Source organism: Ralstonia sp. PBBBR1, assembly GCF_002256165.1.
Taxonomy (GTDB): Bacteria; Pseudomonadota; Gammaproteobacteria; order Burkholderiales; family Burkholderiaceae; genus Ralstonia; species Ralstonia thomasii.
This window is the reverse complement of sequence record NZ_NKIL01000002.1, coordinates 582,702-600,162: the sequence shown is the minus strand read 5'-3', so window position 1 is coordinate 600,162 and position 17,461 is coordinate 582,702. Positions and strand designations below refer to the sequence as shown.

The 17,461-nt window shown below is 63.8% G+C and carries 18 protein-coding genes and 1 tRNA gene; 11 read left to right on the top strand and 8 right to left on the bottom strand.

Features of this window, described 5'->3' with window-relative positions; genetic code table 11:
- The first annotated feature begins 53 nt into the window (after window positions 1–53).
- Window positions 54–1,859 (top strand): methyl-accepting chemotaxis protein, encoded by a 1,806-nt coding sequence (locus CFE42_RS02840; protein ID WP_004626172.1) that lies wholly within the window; start codon window positions 54–56, stop codon window positions 1,857–1,859.
- A 12-nt stretch (window positions 1,860–1,871) separates the two neighbouring features.
- Here CFE42_RS02840 and CFE42_RS02835 read toward each other — a convergent pair whose 3' ends face one another.
- Complete coding sequence (locus CFE42_RS02835) at window positions 1,872–2,576, bottom strand: MOSC domain-containing protein (protein ID WP_004626174.1); 705 nt, start codon at window positions 2,574–2,576, stop codon at window positions 1,872–1,874.
- Window positions 2,573–3,277 carry a glutamine amidotransferase gene (locus CFE42_RS02830; protein ID WP_004626176.1) on the bottom strand — a complete coding sequence of 235 codons (705 nt, stop codon included), beginning with the start codon at window positions 3,275–3,277 and terminating at the stop codon, window positions 2,573–2,575. The genes CFE42_RS02835 and CFE42_RS02830 overlap by 4 nt, the downstream gene beginning before the upstream one ends.
- A gap of 318 nt (window positions 3,278–3,595) precedes the next feature.
- On the opposite strand from CFE42_RS02830, the gene CFE42_RS02825 reads away from it, so the two are divergent.
- Window positions 3,596–3,991: a hypothetical protein gene (locus tag CFE42_RS02825; protein ID WP_004626177.1), complete on the top strand. Its 396-nt coding sequence runs from the start codon at window positions 3,596–3,598 to the stop codon at window positions 3,989–3,991.
- The gene (locus CFE42_RS02820) at window positions 3,988–4,446 is read left to right on the top strand and encodes a DUF2846 domain-containing protein (protein ID WP_004626181.1); all 459 of its coding nucleotides are present in this window, start codon (window positions 3,988–3,990) and stop codon (window positions 4,444–4,446) included. Before CFE42_RS02825 ends, CFE42_RS02820 begins: the two co-directional genes overlap by 4 nt.
- 82 nt (window positions 4,447–4,528) lie before the next feature.
- Here CFE42_RS02820 and CFE42_RS02815 read toward each other — a convergent pair whose 3' ends face one another.
- Window positions 4,529–5,341, bottom strand: a complete 813-nt coding sequence (locus CFE42_RS02815; RefSeq protein WP_004626183.1) for an inositol monophosphatase family protein — start codon at window positions 5,339–5,341, stop codon at window positions 4,529–4,531.
- Window positions 5,342–5,511: 170 nt separating this feature from the next.
- Here CFE42_RS02815 and CFE42_RS02810 point away from each other — a divergent pair, with 170 nt between their 5' ends.
- Together CFE42_RS02810 and cysE are read left to right on the top strand one after the other, a co-directional pair.
- The gene (locus CFE42_RS02810; RefSeq protein ID WP_004626185.1) at window positions 5,512–6,360 is read left to right on the top strand and encodes an RNA methyltransferase; all 849 of its coding nucleotides are present in this window, start codon (window positions 5,512–5,514) and stop codon (window positions 6,358–6,360) included.
- 147 nt (window positions 6,361–6,507) lie between these two features.
- Window positions 6,508–7,254, top strand: a complete 747-nt coding sequence (gene cysE, locus CFE42_RS02805) for a serine O-acetyltransferase (protein WP_004626187.1) — start codon at window positions 6,508–6,510, stop codon at window positions 7,252–7,254.
- A gap of 22 nt (window positions 7,255–7,276) precedes the next feature.
- On the opposite strand, the gene CFE42_RS02800 is transcribed toward cysE, so the two are convergent.
- The 4 genes from CFE42_RS02800 to CFE42_RS02785 are packed head-to-tail and all read right to left on the bottom strand — an operon-like array spanning window position 7,277 to window position 9,913.
- Entirely contained in the window at window positions 7,277–8,095 is an 819-nt protein-coding gene (locus CFE42_RS02800; RefSeq protein WP_004626189.1) for a UDP-2,3-diacylglucosamine diphosphatase, read from the bottom strand.
- Window positions 8,092–8,598: a peptidylprolyl isomerase gene (locus CFE42_RS02795; protein WP_004626191.1), complete on the bottom strand. Its 507-nt coding sequence runs from the start codon at window positions 8,596–8,598 to the stop codon at window positions 8,092–8,094. Before CFE42_RS02795 ends, CFE42_RS02800 begins: the two co-directional genes overlap by 4 nt.
- Before the next feature lie 30 nt (window positions 8,599–8,628).
- Window positions 8,629–9,210 (bottom strand): peptidylprolyl isomerase, encoded by a 582-nt coding sequence (locus CFE42_RS02790; protein WP_004626193.1) that lies wholly within the window; start codon window positions 9,208–9,210, stop codon window positions 8,629–8,631.
- 52 nt (window positions 9,211–9,262) lie between these two features.
- On the bottom strand, window positions 9,263–9,913 hold the full coding sequence (locus tag CFE42_RS02785; RefSeq protein WP_004626196.1) for a hypothetical protein: 651 nt from the start codon (window positions 9,911–9,913) through the stop codon (window positions 9,263–9,265).
- 253 nt (window positions 9,914–10,166) lie between these two features.
- Between CFE42_RS02785 and cysS the strand changes: the two genes are divergently transcribed.
- From cysS to CFE42_RS02755, 6 genes are all read left to right on the top strand, one after another.
- Entirely contained in the window at window positions 10,167–11,558 is a 1,392-nt protein-coding gene (gene cysS, locus CFE42_RS02780) for a cysteine--tRNA ligase (protein ID WP_004626197.1), read from the top strand.
- The gene (locus CFE42_RS02775; protein ID WP_004626199.1) at window positions 11,555–12,427 is read left to right on the top strand and encodes a DNA-3-methyladenine glycosylase; all 873 of its coding nucleotides are present in this window, start codon (window positions 11,555–11,557) and stop codon (window positions 12,425–12,427) included. The genes cysS and CFE42_RS02775 overlap by 4 nt, the downstream gene beginning before the upstream one ends.
- An 86-nt stretch (window positions 12,428–12,513) precedes the next feature.
- Entirely contained in the window at window positions 12,514–13,482 is a 969-nt protein-coding gene (locus CFE42_RS02770; RefSeq protein WP_004626201.1) for an acetyl-CoA carboxylase carboxyltransferase subunit alpha, read from the top strand.
- Window positions 13,451–14,869, top strand: coding sequence for a tRNA lysidine(34) synthetase TilS (tilS, locus tag CFE42_RS02765; RefSeq protein WP_004626204.1), 1,419 nt, complete (start codon window positions 13,451–13,453; stop codon window positions 14,867–14,869). The genes CFE42_RS02770 and tilS overlap by 32 nt, the downstream gene beginning before the upstream one ends.
- Window positions 14,870–14,965: 96 nt before the next feature.
- Window positions 14,966–16,216, top strand: a complete 1,251-nt coding sequence (locus tag CFE42_RS02760; protein WP_009238446.1) for an aspartate kinase — start codon at window positions 14,966–14,968, stop codon at window positions 16,214–16,216.
- 150 nt (window positions 16,217–16,366) lie between these two features.
- Window positions 16,367–16,460, top strand: a tRNA-Ser gene (locus CFE42_RS02755).
- Window positions 16,461–16,659: 199 nt separating this feature from the next.
- On the opposite strand, the gene fabI is transcribed toward CFE42_RS02755, so the two are convergent.
- A complete protein-coding gene (gene fabI, locus CFE42_RS02750) occupies window positions 16,660–17,454 on the bottom strand; it encodes an enoyl-ACP reductase FabI (protein WP_004626209.1) in 795 nt (264 codons plus the stop codon).
- Window positions 17,455–17,461 lie beyond the last annotated feature (7 nt).

Sequence of the window (17,461 nt, the reverse complement as noted above, 5' to 3'; positions counted from 1 at the left end):
TTGACCCCGCACACCGCAAGCATGGGTTTGCCTGCCGGGACCCCGGAGACAAGATGGACCGCATTTTGAAGAACACCAGCGTGCGCGCTGGCCTGCTGGCGATTCTGATCACCTTTGCACTGATGATCGTGGTCGGCGCGGCGGTGGGTGTGCTGGCCTTGCGCACCACCAACGCGGCCACCGAGCGCGTGCATCAGATTTCCGACCGCAGCATGCTGTTGAACGACGCGTACAAGGACATGCAGCGCGCGCGCACCGGCATGTCGCGCCTGTACAGCGTCCTTCGCGAGAACATGGATGACGCTGCCAAGACGACAGCGCTTGCCAGCTCGGAGAAGGGCCTGAAGAAGTCCATCGAACAGGTCGAAGCCTTCAAGAATGCGCCGCCCATCGAAGGTGTGGACGAGTCGCTGCGCCAGGCGATCGTGCAGGCCGCACAGACGCACATCGAAGCCGTGCAGCGTGGCATGGCGGCCTTGCGCGCAGGTGATGCCTCAGCCTATGCCCCGATCAACTACAAGGACGTGACTGATACCGGTGCAGCGTGGTCGGTGCAAATCGAGAATTTCCAGCAGCTCGTCAAGAAGCTGGCCAAGGACGAGGCCGACAGCGGCCGCGCGCGCTACGAAACGATCCTCAAGTTCGTGGCGCTCGGTATTGCCATGGCGCTCGCGTTGATCGTGGCGGTGTTCTACGGGCTCAAGGCCTTCGTGATCACGCCGCTCAACGAAGCTGTGACCGTGCTGAGTCGCGTGGCTGAAGGCGATTTGGCCGTGCATGTCAAAACGGGTGGCCGCAATGAACTGGGCCGCCTGCTGGCTGCCGTGGGTCGCATGCGCGAAAGCCTGGTGAACACCGTTCGCCAGGTGCGTAACAGCTCGGATTCGGTCAACACCGGCGCGCACGAAATCGCCAGCGGCAACCTCGATCTGTCTTCGCGTACCGAGCAGCAATCCGCCTCGCTCGAGAAGACGGCTGCCAGCATGGAGCAGATGACCTCCACCGTCACCAACAACTCCGAGAACGCCCGCCAGGCCAGCGCGCTGGCGTCGAATGCGGCAGACCTGGCTTCGCGTGGCGGCGATGTAGTGCGTGGCGTGGTGGCCACCATGGACGACATCAGCGCGGGCTCGCGCAAGATGGCCGACATCATCGGCGTGATTGACGGCATTGCGTTCCAGACCAACATCCTGGCGCTCAACGCTGCCGTGGAAGCTGCCCGCGCCGGCGAGCAGGGCCGCGGCTTTGCCGTGGTGGCAGGCGAAGTGCGCGCGCTGGCTCAACGCAGTGCTGCTGCGGCCAAGGAAATCAAGACGTTGATCGACGATTCGGTGTCGCGCGTGCAAGCGGGCCACACGCAGGTGGCGCAGGCCGGCGAGACTATCACCGAGACCGTGGAGGCCGTGCGCCGCGTCGCCAACATCGTTGAAGACATTGCCTCCGCATCGGTCGAGCAGACGCAGGGCATCCTGCAGATCGGCCAGGCCGTGACGGAAATGGAGCAGGTGACGCAGCAGAACGCCGCGCTGGTCGAACAGGCGGCCGCCGCCGCGCAATCGCTGGAAGAGCAGGCGCAGAACCTCACGCAGGTCGTGTCGCAGTTCCGGCTGGATGGGGCAGAGAACGCCGCGATGGCTGTGCGCAAGCCCGAGAAGGTTTCCAAGCCGGTGGCCAAGGCCGCTGCACAGCCGGTCAGCGCGGCCAAGCCGGCACGGGCGGCGCTGCGCAAGCGCGAACCGAAGATCGCAGTTCAGCCGGTGGCTTCGGTGCCGGTCGCACCTGCCGCTGCCGCCCGGAAGCAACAGCAACCTCTGGCCGTAGCCGGTGGCAGTTCCGACGCGGATTGGGAAACGTTCTAAACGGTTGAGAACTCAGGCTTCGAGCGCTGGGCCATCGATGCGTCTGGCCCAGCTTTCCACCTCGCCACGTGCGAGGCGGCCTTCCACCAGCTTGCGCCATGACGGCGTGAGCGGCAGCGTCAGCATCTCGGCCAGCGCCGCACGATCGAGCATGTTGCGGTAAAGCACATCGAGTACACGCGCCAGCGGCCAATGCGGCCATGGGCGCTCGAACCATTCGAGCGTATCGCCCGCGCGCACCGTGCCACCTTCCAATACCCGGTAATACCAGCCCGTGCGGCCCGTGTGCTGCACGCGGCGCGCCATGTCGCGCGTGTTGAATCGGTCGTTGAGCTTCCAGCACGGCTGACGGAGTTGCGACACTTCCAGCACCACGCTGCCCGCACGCAGGCGGTCACCTACGCAGATGTCGGCTTCGGTGATGCCCGTCGTGCTCAGGTTCTCGCCAAACGCGCCGGGCTGTGCGAGCATGGGATGCGCGCCGATATCCGCCTGCCAGCCCGCGTAGTGGTCGAACGGGTAGTGATGGATTGCTTTGTCGGGGCCGCCATGCACACGCAAATCGCCTTGCTCATCACCGACGATGCCGTTGATGCCCACCTCCACCGCATCGTGCACGGGGCGCTTGTCGATGGCGCTGCGCGAGCCTGGGCGGGTGTAGTCGACAGCGCGCCCGGTGAGGACGGTATCGATGCGGACGGGACCCGGCAGCGTCATGCGGCCTCCGCGCGATCCAGCCAGACGGAGAAGACCTCGCGCGCGCATTGCGACAGGCGTTCCGCAACCGCCGGCACCTGCGCGCGCAACGCACGTGGGTCGATGCCCGCTGCGCCGAGTTCCGCCGCATGCCCGATCAGCCAGGCTTCAAGCTCGTCCAGGTCGGCCTCCAGATGGAATTGCAACCCCAGTGCGTGGTTGCCAATGGCGAAAGCCTGCTCGGCGCAGATTTCAGTGAATGCCAGCCATTGCGCGCCGGGCGGTAAGTCGTACTGGTCGCCATGCCAGTGCAGCACCGGCGTGCCGTCGGCCAGCGGCGCGAGCGGTGAGCCTGCGCCTGCGGCCGTGAGCGTGATGGGTGCAAAGCCGATTTCCTTCACGCCCATCGGCTTGACCGCCGCACCGAGCGCGCGAGCGATCAGCTGGGCGCCCAGGCAGATGCCAAGCAGCGGCTTGCGTGCGGCCAGCCGCTGCGCAATGGCGGCCGCTTCATCGCGCACGAACGGATACGTTGCATCGTCATACGCGCCGATTGGTCCGCCCAGCACGATCAGCAGATCCGCATCCACCACGTCGTCGGCCGGCACCGGCTCCACGCCTACGTCCACGGTGCGCACCGTGTAGCCCCTCGCTTCCAGCAGCGGCTGCAGTATGCCGAGGTGCTCGAACGGAACATGGCGCAGGGCGAGGGCGTTTTTCATGGCAGTCGATGGCGTTGAGGGCGAGACTCATTGTGAATGAGGGGCGAGGCGCGCAAAACCCGTTCGGCTTGCGGGGGATTGTTTCGGGGCATTGGCAGGTTGCTCGACACGCTCGCCGATGGGGTGGTCCGCGCCGCCGGTAGCGAACCTGCTACCGAACACGCCGGCTAAGCGTCGCTTATATCGGTTGTTAGTAACGTGCATTGCACTCCCCACGAAAAACCCGATTCGAGGGGTGTCAGTCTCGCGTCATCTCATTGAGATCGTTCTCCACAGAGTGCCGCCTCGGTACCGATAAAAAAGATTCTGGAGGGAGTTGTGCAGAAGCCAATGCTGCATTGGGCTGTGGCGTGCATTGCCGTGGCTTGCCTGGGCGCGTGCGCGCCGATGGTGTCCACCGCACCAGCCACGCTGGCCAGCGACAACGCGACAGGCCCGTCGCGCATTCAGTTGAAATCTTCAACGGAGATACGCCTGGAAACTGGCTATACGCGCACGCTTGCGGCCGGCTCCAACTGGCAGCGCGTGGGTACGCTGTCGCAAGGCGCTGTCTATCGCCCGGTCGGCACGATCTTCACGATTGAAGGCCGCCAGGTCCACGAGGCCTATCTGGTGATCGCCGGTCAACGCCTGGTCGGGTTTTACCTGCCAGGCGAGCAGGCGTACTCCCCGCTTTCTACCGCTGTATCCGTCACAACAGGAGAATCACAATGAAGGGGGTTTTGCGCGCATTGGCTTCGGCCATCGGTGTCACGGTTCTGATGGCGGGTTGCGCGTCGGGCGTGAAGTATTCCGAAATGGCTTCGTCGATTCCGACGCTCAAGCAGGATCAAGGGCGCGTGTACTTCTTCCGCTCGTCGTCGCTGATTGGCGCGGCGCTGCAGCCGGACATCAAGCTGAACAGCGAAGTGGTTGGTCAATCCAAACCGGGCGGCTTCTTCTTCGTTGACCGTCCGGCCGGCAAGTATGTCGTGTCAACGGCCACCGAGACCGAGAAGACGCTGACTTTCGCGCTGGACGCCGGCGAGACAAAGTACGTGCGCACGTCGCCGTCGTTGGGTCTGATTGTCGGCCGCGTGGTGCCGGAGCTTGAAACACTGGAAAAGGCGCAGGCCGAACTGCCGTCGTTGAGCTTCGCGCCCAACGAGCCGCCGGTTGCGAAGAAGTAAGCTCCGAGAAGTGAAAAAAAGCCCGCATAAAGCGGGCTTTTTGTTGGCGGCTACTGGCTGGCTACCGGCGAGCAGCGCGCAATCAAGCCTCAGCCTTCGACCGCGAGAACGGCGAGGTGATCTTGATCATCTGCACAAAGGCCTTCGGGTTGCCGGCCAGGACTTCACCCTGGTCGAGGTAGCCCGATTCGCCGGTGTAGTTGCCCACCAGACCGCCCGATTCCGTCACGAGCAGCGAGCCGGCGGCCATGTCCCACTTGCTGAGCCCTTGCTCGAAGAATCCGTCAAGGCGGCCGCACGCGACGTAGGCGAGGTCCAGCGCGGCGGCGCCGGGGCGACGCAGGCCGGCGCAGTTTTCCGTCATGGTCGCAAACAGGCGGGTGTAGTCGTACAGGCCTTCCAGGTCGCGGTAGGGGAAGCCGGTGCCGATCAGGCAGTCGGCCAGTTTGTCGCGGCGCGTGACGCGGATGCGGCGGTTGTTAAGAAATGCGCCGGCGCCCTTGGAGGCGGTGAAAAGTTCGTCGCGCGTCGGGTCGTACACCACGGCCTGCGTGACGACGCCACGCTGCATCAGCGCGATCGACACGCCATATTGCGGAAAGCCGTGGATGAAGTTGGTCGTGCCGTCGAGCGGGTCGATCACCCAGACGTTTTCGCTGGCGGTTTCGCCGTCGGCCCAGGACTGGCCGGACTCTTCCGCTAGAATCGCGTGATCGGGGTAGGCAGTCTTGATGACTTCGATGATCGCCGCTTCAGCTGCGCGGTCGACTTCGGTGACGAAATCGTTGTGTTGTTTGCGCTCGGTGCGCAGGCTATCGACGTCGAAGGACGCGCGGTTGATGACGGTGCCGGCCTTGCGAGCAGCCCGGACGGCGATATTGAGCATCGGATGCATGTGGGATCTCCGCGCCTGGCGCGCCGATTTTTCGGAAGCGGCCGCAGGCGAAACAACACAACGAATTGTAGAAGAACGAGCGGCGGGCCAATCTCGCGATCCTGCCCGCCGTCAAAAGAGTGGCCGTATTGTATATGAACCCCGCCTCCGGCGCCCCGCGAATTGCGCCAATGAGCACCCCAAACACCACCCCCGCCGACCCGGAAACGCTGCGCCAGCGCGCGGCGCGGTGCCGTTTCGTGCTGGTTGAGACCAGCCACCCGGGCAATGTCGGCTCCACGGCACGTGCGCTCAAGACCATGGGGTTTGGCGAGCCCGGTAGCTTCGTGCTCGTCCGCCCGCGCGAGGCCAACGCAAAGCGCCACGCCGATGCCGTTGCCATGGCAAGTGGCGCCGATGACGTGCTGGCCGCCGCCCGCGTCGTCGACGACATTGGCGAGGCGTTGGCCGGTGCCTCGCTCACCATCGCGCTCACCGCCCGCCCGCGCGAGTTCGGACCGCGCCGTATTGGGCCGCGTGCCGCAGCAGAAGAAGTGGCCGCCCTGCTGGCCGCGCCGGACACCACCGTTGCTTTGGTCTTCGGCAACGAGCGATTCGGTTTGCCCAACGAGGTGGTGGAGCGCTGCCACGTCGTCACGCACATTCCCGCCAATCCGGCGTATGCCTCGCTGAACCTCTCGCAGGCAGTGCAGTTGATTGCGTACGAAGTGCGCATGGCGCTGCTGGCCGGCACCGGCACGAGCGACACGCGCATGGATGGCGTCGGCTTTGTCGGCGAGCCGGCCACCGCCGAGCAGATCGACGGAATGTTCGAACATCTGGAGCAGGGCTTGGTCGAGATCGGTTTTCTCGACCCGGCCCAGCCGAAAAAGCTGATGCCGCGCCTGCGGCGTCTGTTCGCCCGCACGCAGCTGGAGACCGAAGAGGTCAACATCCTGCGCGGGATTGCCAAGCACATGCTGGGCCGCCGCGCCACAGACACTACGCCACCCACCGGCGCAGCCGACGACTGTCGCTGACCGCCCGGAAAGCCGCCCGTTGTTGATCAAACAGGGCGGCATCCCCCGCATGTCGGGCTAAAACCCTTGCCGCAGCGCGGTAAGGCAATGCCTTACACTGCCCTCAGCGCATCGCGTATATAGATATAACGATCCACACACCTCAAGATGTTCACACGCATTCGCGAAGATATCGGCGCCATCATGGAGCGAGACCCGGCCGCGCGCAGCCGCTGGGAAGTGCTGACCTGCTACCCAGGTCTGCACGCCATCATCGTCCATCGGGTCGCGCATGCGTGTTGGCACGGCGGCTTCCGGTGGCTAGGGCGGTGGTTCTCGCACCTCGGGCGCTTTCTCACCGGCATCGAGATCCACCCCGGCGCGACTGTTGGCCGGCGCGTGTTCATCGACCACGGCATGGGCGTCGTGATTGGCGAGACCGCTGAAATCGGTGACGACTGCACGATCTACCAGGGCGTCACGCTGGGCGGCACATCGCTCTACAAGGGCGCCAAGCGGCATCCGACGCTCGGCAAGGGCGTGGTGGTGAGCGCGGGCGCCAAGGTGCTTGGCGGCTTTGTCATCGGGGATGGAGCGCGCGTTGGCTCCAACGCGGTCGTGCTCAAGCCGGTACCGCCGGGTGCTACGGCGGTTGGCATTCCGGCGCGCATCATCGAACGCGATGTCGCTACCGAGGCCCGGTCTGCGCTCAAGCAGGAGTTTTCCGCTTATGGCATTACGCCGGATGCGGACGATCCGGTGTCGTTGGCGCTCAAGCGGCTGATCGACCACAGCGAGCTTCAGCAGGAGCGCATCGAGTCGATTCTGTCCGCGTTGGATCGCCTGGGCGCGCACTTGGAAAACTCGCCGAACGATCCCTTCGACGCAAGCCAACTGAAGCGGATGCTCAAGTAAGCGGCGGGCGCGTGACAGCAGGTCAGGCCGTCACTTGCTCGACCGTCAGCGCGCCGTCCTGCAGTTTGAGGAAACTGCCGCGCGGCTGTGCCTGGTCGAAATCCCAGTCGGAAAGAACCCAGCGTTCACCGCCAGGCTCGTGATGCAGCTGCGGGCGGTGCGTGTGGCCGTGGATCAGCGTGGATGTCTTTGAGGCCTTGAGCAGCGCGTCCACCGCTTCGGGTGCGACGTCGCCCATCATCGCAGCGGCGCGGGGTTCGCCGGCAACATTGGCGGACATGGCGCGGCCAGCTTCGCTTTCTGCGCGCATCTTCTGCGCGATCTTCAGCCGCCAGCGCAGCGGCATCGTCAGGAATATCCGCTGCACCCAGCGCTTGCGCGTCCAGTGGCGAAAGCGCATGTAGGCCGTGTCGCGCGTGCAGAGGGCGTCGCCGTGGGCAAGCACGATGCGCTGGCCATCATCCGCTTCCAGCACGGTGGGATCAGGTAGCAGCGTAGCGTGTGCGGCATTCAAGAAACGCTTGCCGAGCAGGAAGTCGCGATTGCCGTGCATGAACAGCACGCGCGTGTCGCCCGCTGCCACGTCAGCGAGCAGGCTGGCGATGTGCTGGTGGAACGGATCAGCCAACTCTTCATCGCCGACCCAGTATTCGAAGAAGTCACCCAGGATGACGAGCGTGCGTGCCTCGCGGGCGCGCGTGCGCAGGAAGCGCTCGAACGCAGCGGCGGTGGCCGGCATGCTGGCCGTGAGGTGCAGATCCGAAATAAAAAACACCGGCCCGGAAACCCGGACCGGTGTCTTCAGCGCGGAGGCCTGTGCGGCGTGCGCTGCGTCGATCATTCGATCACTTCGGCGCTTTCGATGATCACGTCTTCCATCGGCACGTCCTGGTGGAAGCCGCGGTTGCCCGTGCGCACCGAGCGGATTTTGTCGACCACATCCATGCCTTCGGTCACTTTGCCGAACACGGCGTAGCCCCAGCCTTGCGGCGTCGGCGAGGTGTGGTTCAGGAAGTCGTTGTCGACCGTGTTGATGAAGAACTGCGCCGTGGCCGAGTGCGGGTCGTTGGTGCGAGCCATGGCAATGGTGCCGCGCTCGTTCTTCAGTCCGTTGTTGGCTTCGTTGTCGATCGGCGCCTTGGTGGGCTTCTGGCTCATCTTCTCGCCCGGCTCGAATCCGCCGCCCTGGATCATGAAGCCCTTGATGACGCGGTGGAACACCGTGCCGTTGTAGTGGCCATCCTTCACATAGGCGACGAAGTTGGCAACCGACTTGGGTGCCTTCTCAGCGTCCAGGGCCAGGGTGATGTCGCCGTGGTTGGTGTGCAGCTTGACTTGGGTCATGGTGAATTCCTTGGGTGGGGCAAAAATGCGTTACTTGGAGACGACGGTGGCCGATTCAATCACGATCGGCTTCACGGGCACGTTCTGGTGCGGGAACTTGGTGGTGGTTTCCACCGCCTTGATCTTGTCGATGGTGTCAGTGCCGTCAACCACCTTGCCGAAGACGGTATAGCCGTAACCGTCCTGACCAGGGTAGTTCAGCATGTTGTTGTCGACCACGTTCACATAGAACTGCGCCGTGGCGGAGTTCGGGTCCATGGTGCGTGCCATGGCGATCGTGTACTTGTCGTTCTTCAGGCCGTTCTTCGATTCGATCTCGACCGGGGGGCGCGTGTCCTTCTGTTTCATGTCGGGCGTGAAGCCGCCGCCCTGGATCATGAAGCCGTCCATCACGCGGTGGAAAATCGTGCCCTTGTAGAAGCCGTCCTTCACGTACTGCAGGAAGTTGGCGACCGTCTTGGGCGCCTTGTCCGGATACACCTCAACGGTGAAGTTACCCATCGATGTCTTGAACTGGATGCGCGGCGCGGACGCGGTGGCTGCCGTGGCTGCGGTGGCGGTTACGGCCAGTGCACACACGAGCCCGGCAAAGAGGGAGCGAATACGGAGCATGGTCAGGAAGAGAGAGCTTGTGGGTGGGAAAGCAGGATCGGGCCGCGTCTTCTTATTGACGCTTCGCCGGCTTGGCAGTCACACCGCTGGCTGCAGGCAGCGTGGTCGTGACAGGTTTGGTGGCAGGGTGCACGCCCGGCAGGTCGGGCAGGGCATCCAGACGTGCCCGGGCGGTGGCGTTCTTGGGGTTCAGCTTGATCGCGCTCTGGTACGACTGCGCGGCCAGGCGGACGTAGACATCGCCAAGATTGGATTGCGCCAGCGCATTTTCCGGTGCCACGCGGTTCGCCATGATCAGGCTGTCGCGGGCACGGAGCAGCTCACCGCGCTCGGCATACAACGCAGCCAGGTTGATGTATGGCTCGGGCAGTTCCGGGAAATCCTGTGTCATCTGGCTGAAGGCCACGATGGCGTCGTCCGCGCGGCCCAGGCCGGCAAGTGCAACACCGCGCTGGAAGCGTGCCTGCGCGTTGCGCGGCTGGGAGGCGACGTCCTTGTCCAGCTCTGTCAGCGCCTCGGCGTATTGCTTCTTGGTCAACGCGTCGTCGATGCGCTTCTGGCGCGCGACCTGCGGCGCTTGCTGCGTGCTGGGCATCAAATCGGCCGGCAAGGCAAAGCCGGCGGTCTGGGCGAAGGCCGGTGCCGCCGACATGGCAAGCAGGCAAGCCAGGGTTGCAGCGGTCTGACGCAGCAGTCTGTTCATGAGAATCGGTTCCGTTATACTCCGCCGCATTCTAACAAACCGTCTTTGTGCGCAGCAGCGGCCGTGCGCGCCAGGAAAGGTTCTTGACGGGGAGCATGCCTCACGCACTGGCAGGCCGCCCTGTCAGCGCAGTTCCGGTAAGATATGCCGCTAGTTTTGCAGGCGCCGTGCCGGCGCCGATTGCCTCCAATTTGGTCCGCCCGCAACGTTGTACCTCGCATGCGCGGCGCGCTGAGTCTCCCGACACCGCTTCATGGAATCACTCAAGATCTACAACACGCTCGCGCGTGAGAAACAGACGTTCGTCCCCATCGAGCCCGGCCGCGTGCGCATGTACGTGTGTGGCATGACGGTGTACGACTACTGTCACGTCGGGCATGCGCGGGTCATGGTGGTGTTCGACATGGTGCAGCGTTGGCTGCGCGCGGCCGGTTACGACGTCACCTACGTGCGCAACATCACCGACATCGACGACAAGATCATCAAGCGTGCGGTCGAGAACGGCGAGACGATGAGTGCGCTGACGGGCCGCTTCATCGCTGCCATGCACGAAGACGCCGATGCGCTTGGCGTGCAGCGCCCGGACCACGAACCCCGCGCCACCGAATACGTGCCGCAGATGCTGAGCATGATCGGCAGGCTGCAGACGAACGGCCTCGCCTATCAGGCGACCGACGGCGATGTGAACTACGCGGTGCGCAAATTCCCCGGTTACGGCAAGCTGTCCGGCAAGTCGCTCGAAGACCTGCGCGCCGGCGAGCGCGTGGCGGCCAATGATGCCAAGCAGGACCCGCTCGACTTCGTGCTGTGGAAATCCGCCAAGGCCGACGAACCGGCTGAATCGCGCTGGGCGTCGCCGTGGGGCGAGGGCCGTCCGGGCTGGCATATCGAATGCTCGGCGATGAGCTGCGAGCTGCTGGGCGAGCATTTCGATCTGCACGGCGGCGGCGCCGATCTGCAGTTCCCGCATCACGAGAATGAAATTGCGCAGTCCGAAGGGGCGACCGGCAAGACGTTCGTCAACATGTGGATGCACAACGGCTTCGTCCGTGTGAATGACGAGAAGATGTCGAAATCGCTCGGCAACTTCTTCACCATCCGTGACGTGCTGAAAGTGTACGACGCGGAAGTCGTGCGTTTCTTCATCCTGCGCTCGCACTATCGCAGTGACCTGAATTACAGCGACGCCCACCTCGACGACGCGCGCCATGCGCTCACGCGCCTGTACACCGCGCTCAAGGATGTGCCGGCGGCGGTGGGTGCAAAACCCGACTGGAGCGAGTCGCATGGCAAGCGCTTCCTCGAAGCGATGAACGACGACTTCAATACGCCGGTCGCCGTGTCGGTGCTGTTTGAACTCGCGAGCGAAGTGAACAAAACGCGCTCGCCCGAATTGGCCAGCCAACTGGCTGCGCTGGCCGGCGTGATCGGCCTGCTCGGCCGCGATCCGCATGCGTTCCTGCAGGGCGGTGTGTCGGCCGATGGTGTGGACGCGGCAGAAGTGGAAGCGCGTATCGAAGAGCGCCGCGCCGCCAAGGCCGCCCGCGATTTTGCCCGCGCTGATGCCATCCGTGCCGATCTGCTGGCCGCCGGCATTGTCCTGGAAGACAAACCGGGTGGCCTGACCGAGTGGAGACGCGCATGAGCGCGGTGGCCAAGAAAGCCAACGTAGGACGCAGCACCGCTGCCAAGAAAGCGCCGGCGGTGACGGTGTCGGCTGCCAAGAAAGCAGTCGCCAGAAAAGTCGACGGCGTGGCGAGCAAGACGGCCGTCGCCAAGAGCGCACCGATCAAGGCCGCCAAGGCCCCGGCCAAACGCGTGCCTGCGAGCAAGGTGCCACTGCCCGAAGCACTTGCCGCCAGCGAGACGCTGCCTGTGCCCGCGGAAGTGGTGCTCTCGGGGCCGCCCGAGTACTGGCAAGAAGCTTGCGCAGACCTGATGAAGCGCGACCGTATCCTGCGCAAGATCATTCCGACGTGTGGCCCGGCGCACTTGGCTTCGCGCGGCGATCCGTTCGTCACGCTGGCGCGCTCGATTGTCGGGCAACAGATTTCCGTGAAGGCTGCGCAGTCGGTGTGGGAACGCGTCGTGGGTGTGTGCCCCAAGCTCGTGCCCGCCCAGTTCCTGCGTGCGGGCCAGGAGAAGCTGGCGGGTTGCGGCCTGTCCAAACGCAAGGCCGAGTACATCCTTGATCTGGCCGATCACTTTCGCAACGGCACCGTGCACGTCGCCAAGTGGGCCGAGATGGAAGACGAAGACGTGATCGCCGAGTTGACGCAAATCCGCGGCATCGGCAGATGGACAGCAGAGATGTTCCTGATGTTCAATCTGATGCGCCCGAACGTGCTGCCGCTGGACGATATCGGCCTCATCAACGCGATTTCCCAGAATTATTTCAGTGGCGAACCCGTCACTCGCAGCGAGGCGCGGGAAGTAGCCGCCAACTGGGAGCCATGGCGCACCGTGGCCACTTGGTATATGTGGCGCAGCCTAGACACGGCGACCACCTATTGATCTGTTCATTTCGATGAAACGGAGCGCGTCGCCGGACGGTCAAAATCCGGTAGAATGCGCGCCTTCAAGAGCCTTTCAGAAGATCCATGAAAACAACCTTCCTGGAGTTCGAGCAGCCGATCGCAGAACTTGAGGCGAAGATCGAAGAACTTCGCTTCGTACAAGACGATTCCGCTGTCGACATTTCTGAAGAAATTTCCCGCCTGGCTTCCAAGAGCCAGCAGCTCACCAAAGATCTGTACGCCAACCTGACGCCTTGGCAGGTCGCGCAGATCGCCCGGCACCCGCAGCGTCCATATACGCTCGATTACGTCCGCGAGATCTTTACCGACTTCCACGAACTGCACGGCGATCGCACCTTCGCCGACGACCTGTCGATCGTGGGCGGTCTGGCGCGCTTCAACGGCCAAGCTTGCATGGTGATCGGTCACCAGAAGGGCCGCGACACGAAGGAACGCGCGCTGCGCAACTTCGGCATGTCCAAGCCCGAGGGCTACCGCAAGGCCAAGCGGCTGATGGAGCTGGCGGACAAGTTTGGCCTGCCGATCTTCACGTTTGTCGATACACCGGGCGCATTCCCGGGCATTGATGCGGAAGAGCGTGGCCAATCCGAAGCCATCGGGCACAACCTGTTTGTGATGGCTGGCCTGAAGGTGCCTCTGATCGCCACCATCATCGGTGAAGGCGGTTCGGGCGGCGCACTGGCCATTGCCATGGGCGACTCGGTGATCATGCTGCAGTTCGCCACCTACGCCGTGATCTCGCCGGAAGGCTGCGCGTCGATCCTGTGGAAGACCGCAGAGAAGGCGCCGGAAGCCGCTGAGGCACTGGGCCTGACCGCGCATCGCCTGAAGGCGCTCGGCCTGATCGACAAGATCGTCAACGAGCCGCTGGGCGGCGCACACCGTGATCCGAAGAGCATGGCGACGATGCTCAAGCGCGCGCTGGCCGAATCGCTGCGCCAGTTCCAGGGCATGAAGACGTCGGAACTCCAGGCGCGCCGTCACGAGCGCCTGATGGCTTATGGCAAGTTCAAGGAAACCGAAGGTCGCTGATTCGTCGGCTGATCTCGTCAACAAGGTCGCACAACGCGTTGCCGCGTGTGCGGCCTTTGTTGTTTCTGGCGAGATCGAAACACCGACCGTGGCGATTGCACTGTCGGGCGGGCGGGATTCCGCCGCGCTCCTGCACGCGTGTGCTGCGTGGCGGGATGCGGGCGCCCGTGTGCAGCTCGTTGCCCTGCATATTCACCACGGCTTGCAGGCCGATGCCGATGTGTGGGAATGTGCCTGTCAACGTATGGCCCAAGCCGCCGGCGTGGCGTTTCATGCGCGTCGCGTCTACGTAGAGATTGATGCGGGGCAGGGCGTTGAAGAAGCGGCGCGCGAAGCCCGGTATGCTGCGCTCGAAGCGCTGTGCGCGCAGACAGGCGCCTCCATTCTGCTGACGGCCCATCATCAGGATGACCAGGCTGAGACGGTACTGCTGCAATTGATGCGCGGCGCCGGCCTCGATGGCCTCGCCGCCATGCCGATGGCCCGGGCGGGTGCAGTCACGTTGCTGCGTCCATGGGTCGATGCACCGCGCAGCGAGATCGAGCTGTACGCACACGCCCACGCGCTCTGCTGGGTCGAAGACCCGTCCAACACCGACGCACGCTACGCACGCAATGCATTGCGTCCACTGCTCGCAGGCATGGCGGACCATTTCCCGGCCTATCGCGAGGCGCTGTCGCGCAGCGCGGCACATCTGGCGGATGCGGCCGCATTGATCGACGAGATCGCTCAGGCGGATTTGACGCGCATTGCTTCGGCGAATGGACTGGATGTAGCGGCGCTGATTGCGCTGTCCGCGCCACGTCAGCGTGCGGTGCTGCGTGCATGGTTGACCAAAGCGGGCATGCGCGCGCTGTCGAGTCGCCGCCTGGAGGATCTGCATACGCAACTGATTGACGCACGAGATGACGGTGCACTGCGCATTGAATTGCCGACTGGGCAGGTCAGGCGCTACCGTGGCGTTGCATGGATCGACACTGGCGCCAACGATCGCCCCGGGCAGGCTGCGGTCGCCATCGGGGCCCAGCTGTTCGAGCCGGCGCATCCGGCCGAGCAGCGTGTGACGGTGGACGCATGGGGCGGGGCGCTGTTGTTTGCGCCCGTGGCGAGCGATGGCGTTGCGATGCAAACTTTGCAAGCGCCGCTGGTCCTGTCGCCCCGGCGCGGCGGCGAGCGCATCGTGCTGCGCCCGGGCGGGCCGTCGCGGGCGCTCAAGCAGGCTTACCAGGAAGCCGGCATTCCTGCGTGGGAGCGCCAGCGTTTGCCACTGCTCTATGCAGGCGAAATGCTAGTGTTTGCCGCGGGGCTGGGAATGAACCAGGCGGCCACGCATAGCGGTACTGGCTGGCGCATCACGTGGCGTCCTGGCCTTGAGGGTGCGTCGTGATACGCATCGTCACCGGCGGATTGCTTGCCGATCGATGCAAATTGCTGTATTTTCAAAAGCTTTTGCACCGCTCCGCCTCCTCCTGATCTTTCCAAGATGGCTCTCATCGTTCACAAATACGGTGGCACCTCGATGGGTTCGGTTGAACGCATCAAGAATGTCGCCAAGCGCGTTGCCAAGTGGCACCGTGCAGGTCACCAGATCGTGGTCGTTCCGTCGGCCATGTCTGGCGAAACCAACCGCCTGCTGGGTATGGCCAAAGAGATTTCGGCTCAACCCGACCCGCGTGAACTCGACATGATTGCCTCGACTGGCGAGCAGGTGAGTGTGGGTCTGCTGGCCATTGCTCTGCATGCCGAAGGCATCGATGCCCGCAGCTACACCGGCTGGCAAGTGCCGGTGAAGACCGATTCGGCCTACACAAAGGCGCGCATCCAGTCGATCGATGACGAGCGTGTGCGCGCTGATCTCGACGCCGGTCGTGTGGTGGTCATCACGGGCTTCCAGGGCATCGACAGCGAAGGCCATATCACCACGCTGGGCCGTGGTGGCTCGGATACCTCGGCCGTGGCGGTTGCCGCCGCGCTCGAAGCCGAGGAGTGCCTGATCTACACCGACGTCGATGGCGTTTATACGACCGATCCGCGCGTGGTGGACGACGCGCGTCGCCTGGACAAGATCACCTTCGAAGAGATGCTGGAAATGGCCAGCCTTGGCTCGAAGGTGCTGCAGATTCGCTCGGTGGAGTTTGCCGGCAAGTACCGCGTGAAGACGCGCGTGCTGTCGTCGCTGACCGACCCGCTGATGCCGCTCGATGTCGAGATGAACTCGGGCACGCTGATTACTTTTGAGGAAGATTCGAACATGGAAGCCGCCGCCATTTCCGGCATCGCCTTTGCCCGCGACGAAGCCAAGATCACCGTGATCGGTGTGCCGGACAAGCCCGGCATCGCTTATCAGATCCTGGGTCCGGTTGCCGACGCCAACATCGACGTCGACATGATCATCCAGAACCAGTCGGTGGAAGGCAAGACGGACTTCACCTTCACCGTGCCGCGCGGCGAATACCAGCGCGCCCTGGCGATCCTGAACGACAGCGTGAAGGCGCATATCGGTGCCGCCAGCGTGTCGGGTGACCCGAAGGTGTCGAAGGTGTCGGTGGTGGGCGTGGGCATGCGCTCGCACGTGGGCATCGCCAGCAAGATGTTCCGCACGTTGTCGGAAGAGGGCATCAACATCCAGATGATCTCCACCTCGGAAATCAAGATCTCGGTGCTGATCGACGAGAAGTACATGGAGCTGGCCGTTCGCGCCCTCCACAAGGCGTTCGAGCTGGATCAGGCGTAATCGGCTGAACTGGCACTGTATGGCCGGGGTGGCGACCCCCGGGGGCCACAGATTCTCACCGCGTGTCATGCAGTTGTCGTTGACCGGGTGGGGTGAAGTGGCTAGAATACGCGCTTCGTTGCACGGGCTCCTTCGTGCAACGCAAGTTTGGGAGACGTGGCCGAGAGGTCGAAGGCACTCCCCTGCTAAGGGAGCATCCGGGCCAAAACCTGGATCGAGGGTTCGAATCCCTCCGTCTCCGCCAGTTTGGCGCTTCTCGCGGGAAGCGCACACAACAGGCGGATGCGAGTCGAGCTGACGTGACGGCTCGCATTGCAATGCACGTCAAAAAGCCCGCATGGTTTGCGCCATGCGGGCTTTTTCTTTGTCTGCTGCGGCCTTGTATGCGTCGCGGCCTGACATGCGGGCGCCATCCGAAGATGGCGCTTGCCCCCATCAATGCATCAGCCTTGGCCGACGCTCTCCGGCACGCCTGCGGTCACGTTGAAGCCGCAGTCGACGTAGGTGATCTCACCGGTCACGCCGCTTGCCAGGTCCGACAGCAGGAACGCAGCCACATTGCCGACTTCTTCGATCGTGACGTTACGGCGCAGCGGGGCGACGTCTTCCATGTACTTCAGCAGCTTGCCGAAATCCTTGATACCAGAGGCGGCGAGCGTCTTGATCGGGCCAGCCGAGATACCATTGGCACGAATGCCCTTCGGCCCCAGCGCGCCGGCCAGGTAGCGCACGCCGGCTTCCAGCGACGCCTTGGCCAGGCCCATCGTGTTGTAGTTCGGGACGATCCGCTCGGCACCCAGGTACGTCAGGGCGAGCAGCGAAGCAGTGGGCGAGAGCATCGGCAGCGCGGCCTTCGCCAGCGCCGGGAAGCTATATGCCGAGATGTCGTGCGCGATGCGGAACGACTCGCGCGACAGGCCTTCGATGAAGTTGCCGGCAATCGCTTCGCGCGGCGCAAAGCCGATCGAGTGCACCAGGCCATCGAAGTGGCCCCAGTGCTGGCCAAGATCTTCGAACACCTTGGCGATCTGTTCATCGCTGCCGACGTCGCAATCAAACACCAGCTTGCTGTCGAACTCGGTGGCGAATTCAGTAATGCGGTCTTTGAAGCGTTCGCCGACGTAGGTGAACGCCAGTTCCGCGCCTTCGCGCTTGCAGGCGTTGGCGATGCCGTAGGCGATCGAGCGATTGGACAGAAGGCCGGTAATCAGAATGCGCTTGCCAGCGAGGAATCCCATAGTTTCT

Excerpts from the sequence above, each read along its gene's own strand:
- CFE42_RS02840 (WP_004626172.1), top strand. The coding sequence starts at position 54 with ATGGACCGCATTTTGAAGAACACCAGCGTGCGCGCTGGCCTGCTGGCG.
- CFE42_RS02835 (WP_004626174.1), bottom strand. The coding sequence starts at position 2,576 with ATGACGCTGCCGGGTCCCGTCCGCATCGATACCGTCCTCACCGGGCGC.
- CFE42_RS02830 (WP_004626176.1), bottom strand. The coding sequence starts at position 3,277 with ATGAAAAACGCCCTCGCCCTGCGCCATGTTCCGTTCGAGCACCTCGGC.
- CFE42_RS02820 (WP_004626181.1), top strand. The coding sequence starts at position 3,988 with ATGAAGGGGGTTTTGCGCGCATTGGCTTCGGCCATCGGTGTCACGGTT.
- CFE42_RS02815 (WP_004626183.1), bottom strand. The coding sequence starts at position 5,341 with ATGCATCCGATGCTCAATATCGCCGTCCGGGCTGCTCGCAAGGCCGGC.
- CFE42_RS02810 (WP_004626185.1), top strand. The coding sequence starts at position 5,512 with ATGAGCACCCCAAACACCACCCCCGCCGACCCGGAAACGCTGCGCCAG.
- cysE (WP_004626187.1), top strand. The coding sequence starts at position 6,508 with ATGTTCACACGCATTCGCGAAGATATCGGCGCCATCATGGAGCGAGAC.
- CFE42_RS02800 (WP_004626189.1), bottom strand. The coding sequence starts at position 8,095 with ATGATCGACGCAGCGCACGCCGCACAGGCCTCCGCGCTGAAGACACCG.
- CFE42_RS02795 (WP_004626191.1), bottom strand. The coding sequence starts at position 8,598 with ATGACCCAAGTCAAGCTGCACACCAACCACGGCGACATCACCCTGGCC.
- CFE42_RS02790 (WP_004626193.1), bottom strand. The coding sequence starts at position 9,210 with ATGCTCCGTATTCGCTCCCTCTTTGCCGGGCTCGTGTGTGCACTGGCC.
- CFE42_RS02785 (WP_004626196.1), bottom strand. The coding sequence starts at position 9,913 with ATGAACAGACTGCTGCGTCAGACCGCTGCAACCCTGGCTTGCCTGCTT.
- cysS (WP_004626197.1), top strand. The coding sequence starts at position 10,167 with ATGGAATCACTCAAGATCTACAACACGCTCGCGCGTGAGAAACAGACG.
- CFE42_RS02775 (WP_004626199.1), top strand. The coding sequence starts at position 11,555 with ATGAGCGCGGTGGCCAAGAAAGCCAACGTAGGACGCAGCACCGCTGCC.
- CFE42_RS02770 (WP_004626201.1), top strand. The coding sequence starts at position 12,514 with ATGAAAACAACCTTCCTGGAGTTCGAGCAGCCGATCGCAGAACTTGAG.
- tilS (WP_004626204.1), top strand. The coding sequence starts at position 13,451 with ATGGCAAGTTCAAGGAAACCGAAGGTCGCTGATTCGTCGGCTGATCTC.
- CFE42_RS02760 (WP_009238446.1), top strand. The coding sequence starts at position 14,966 with ATGGCTCTCATCGTTCACAAATACGGTGGCACCTCGATGGGTTCGGTT.
- fabI (WP_004626209.1), bottom strand. The coding sequence starts at position 17,454 with ATGGGATTCCTCGCTGGCAAGCGCATTCTGATTACCGGCCTTCTGTCC.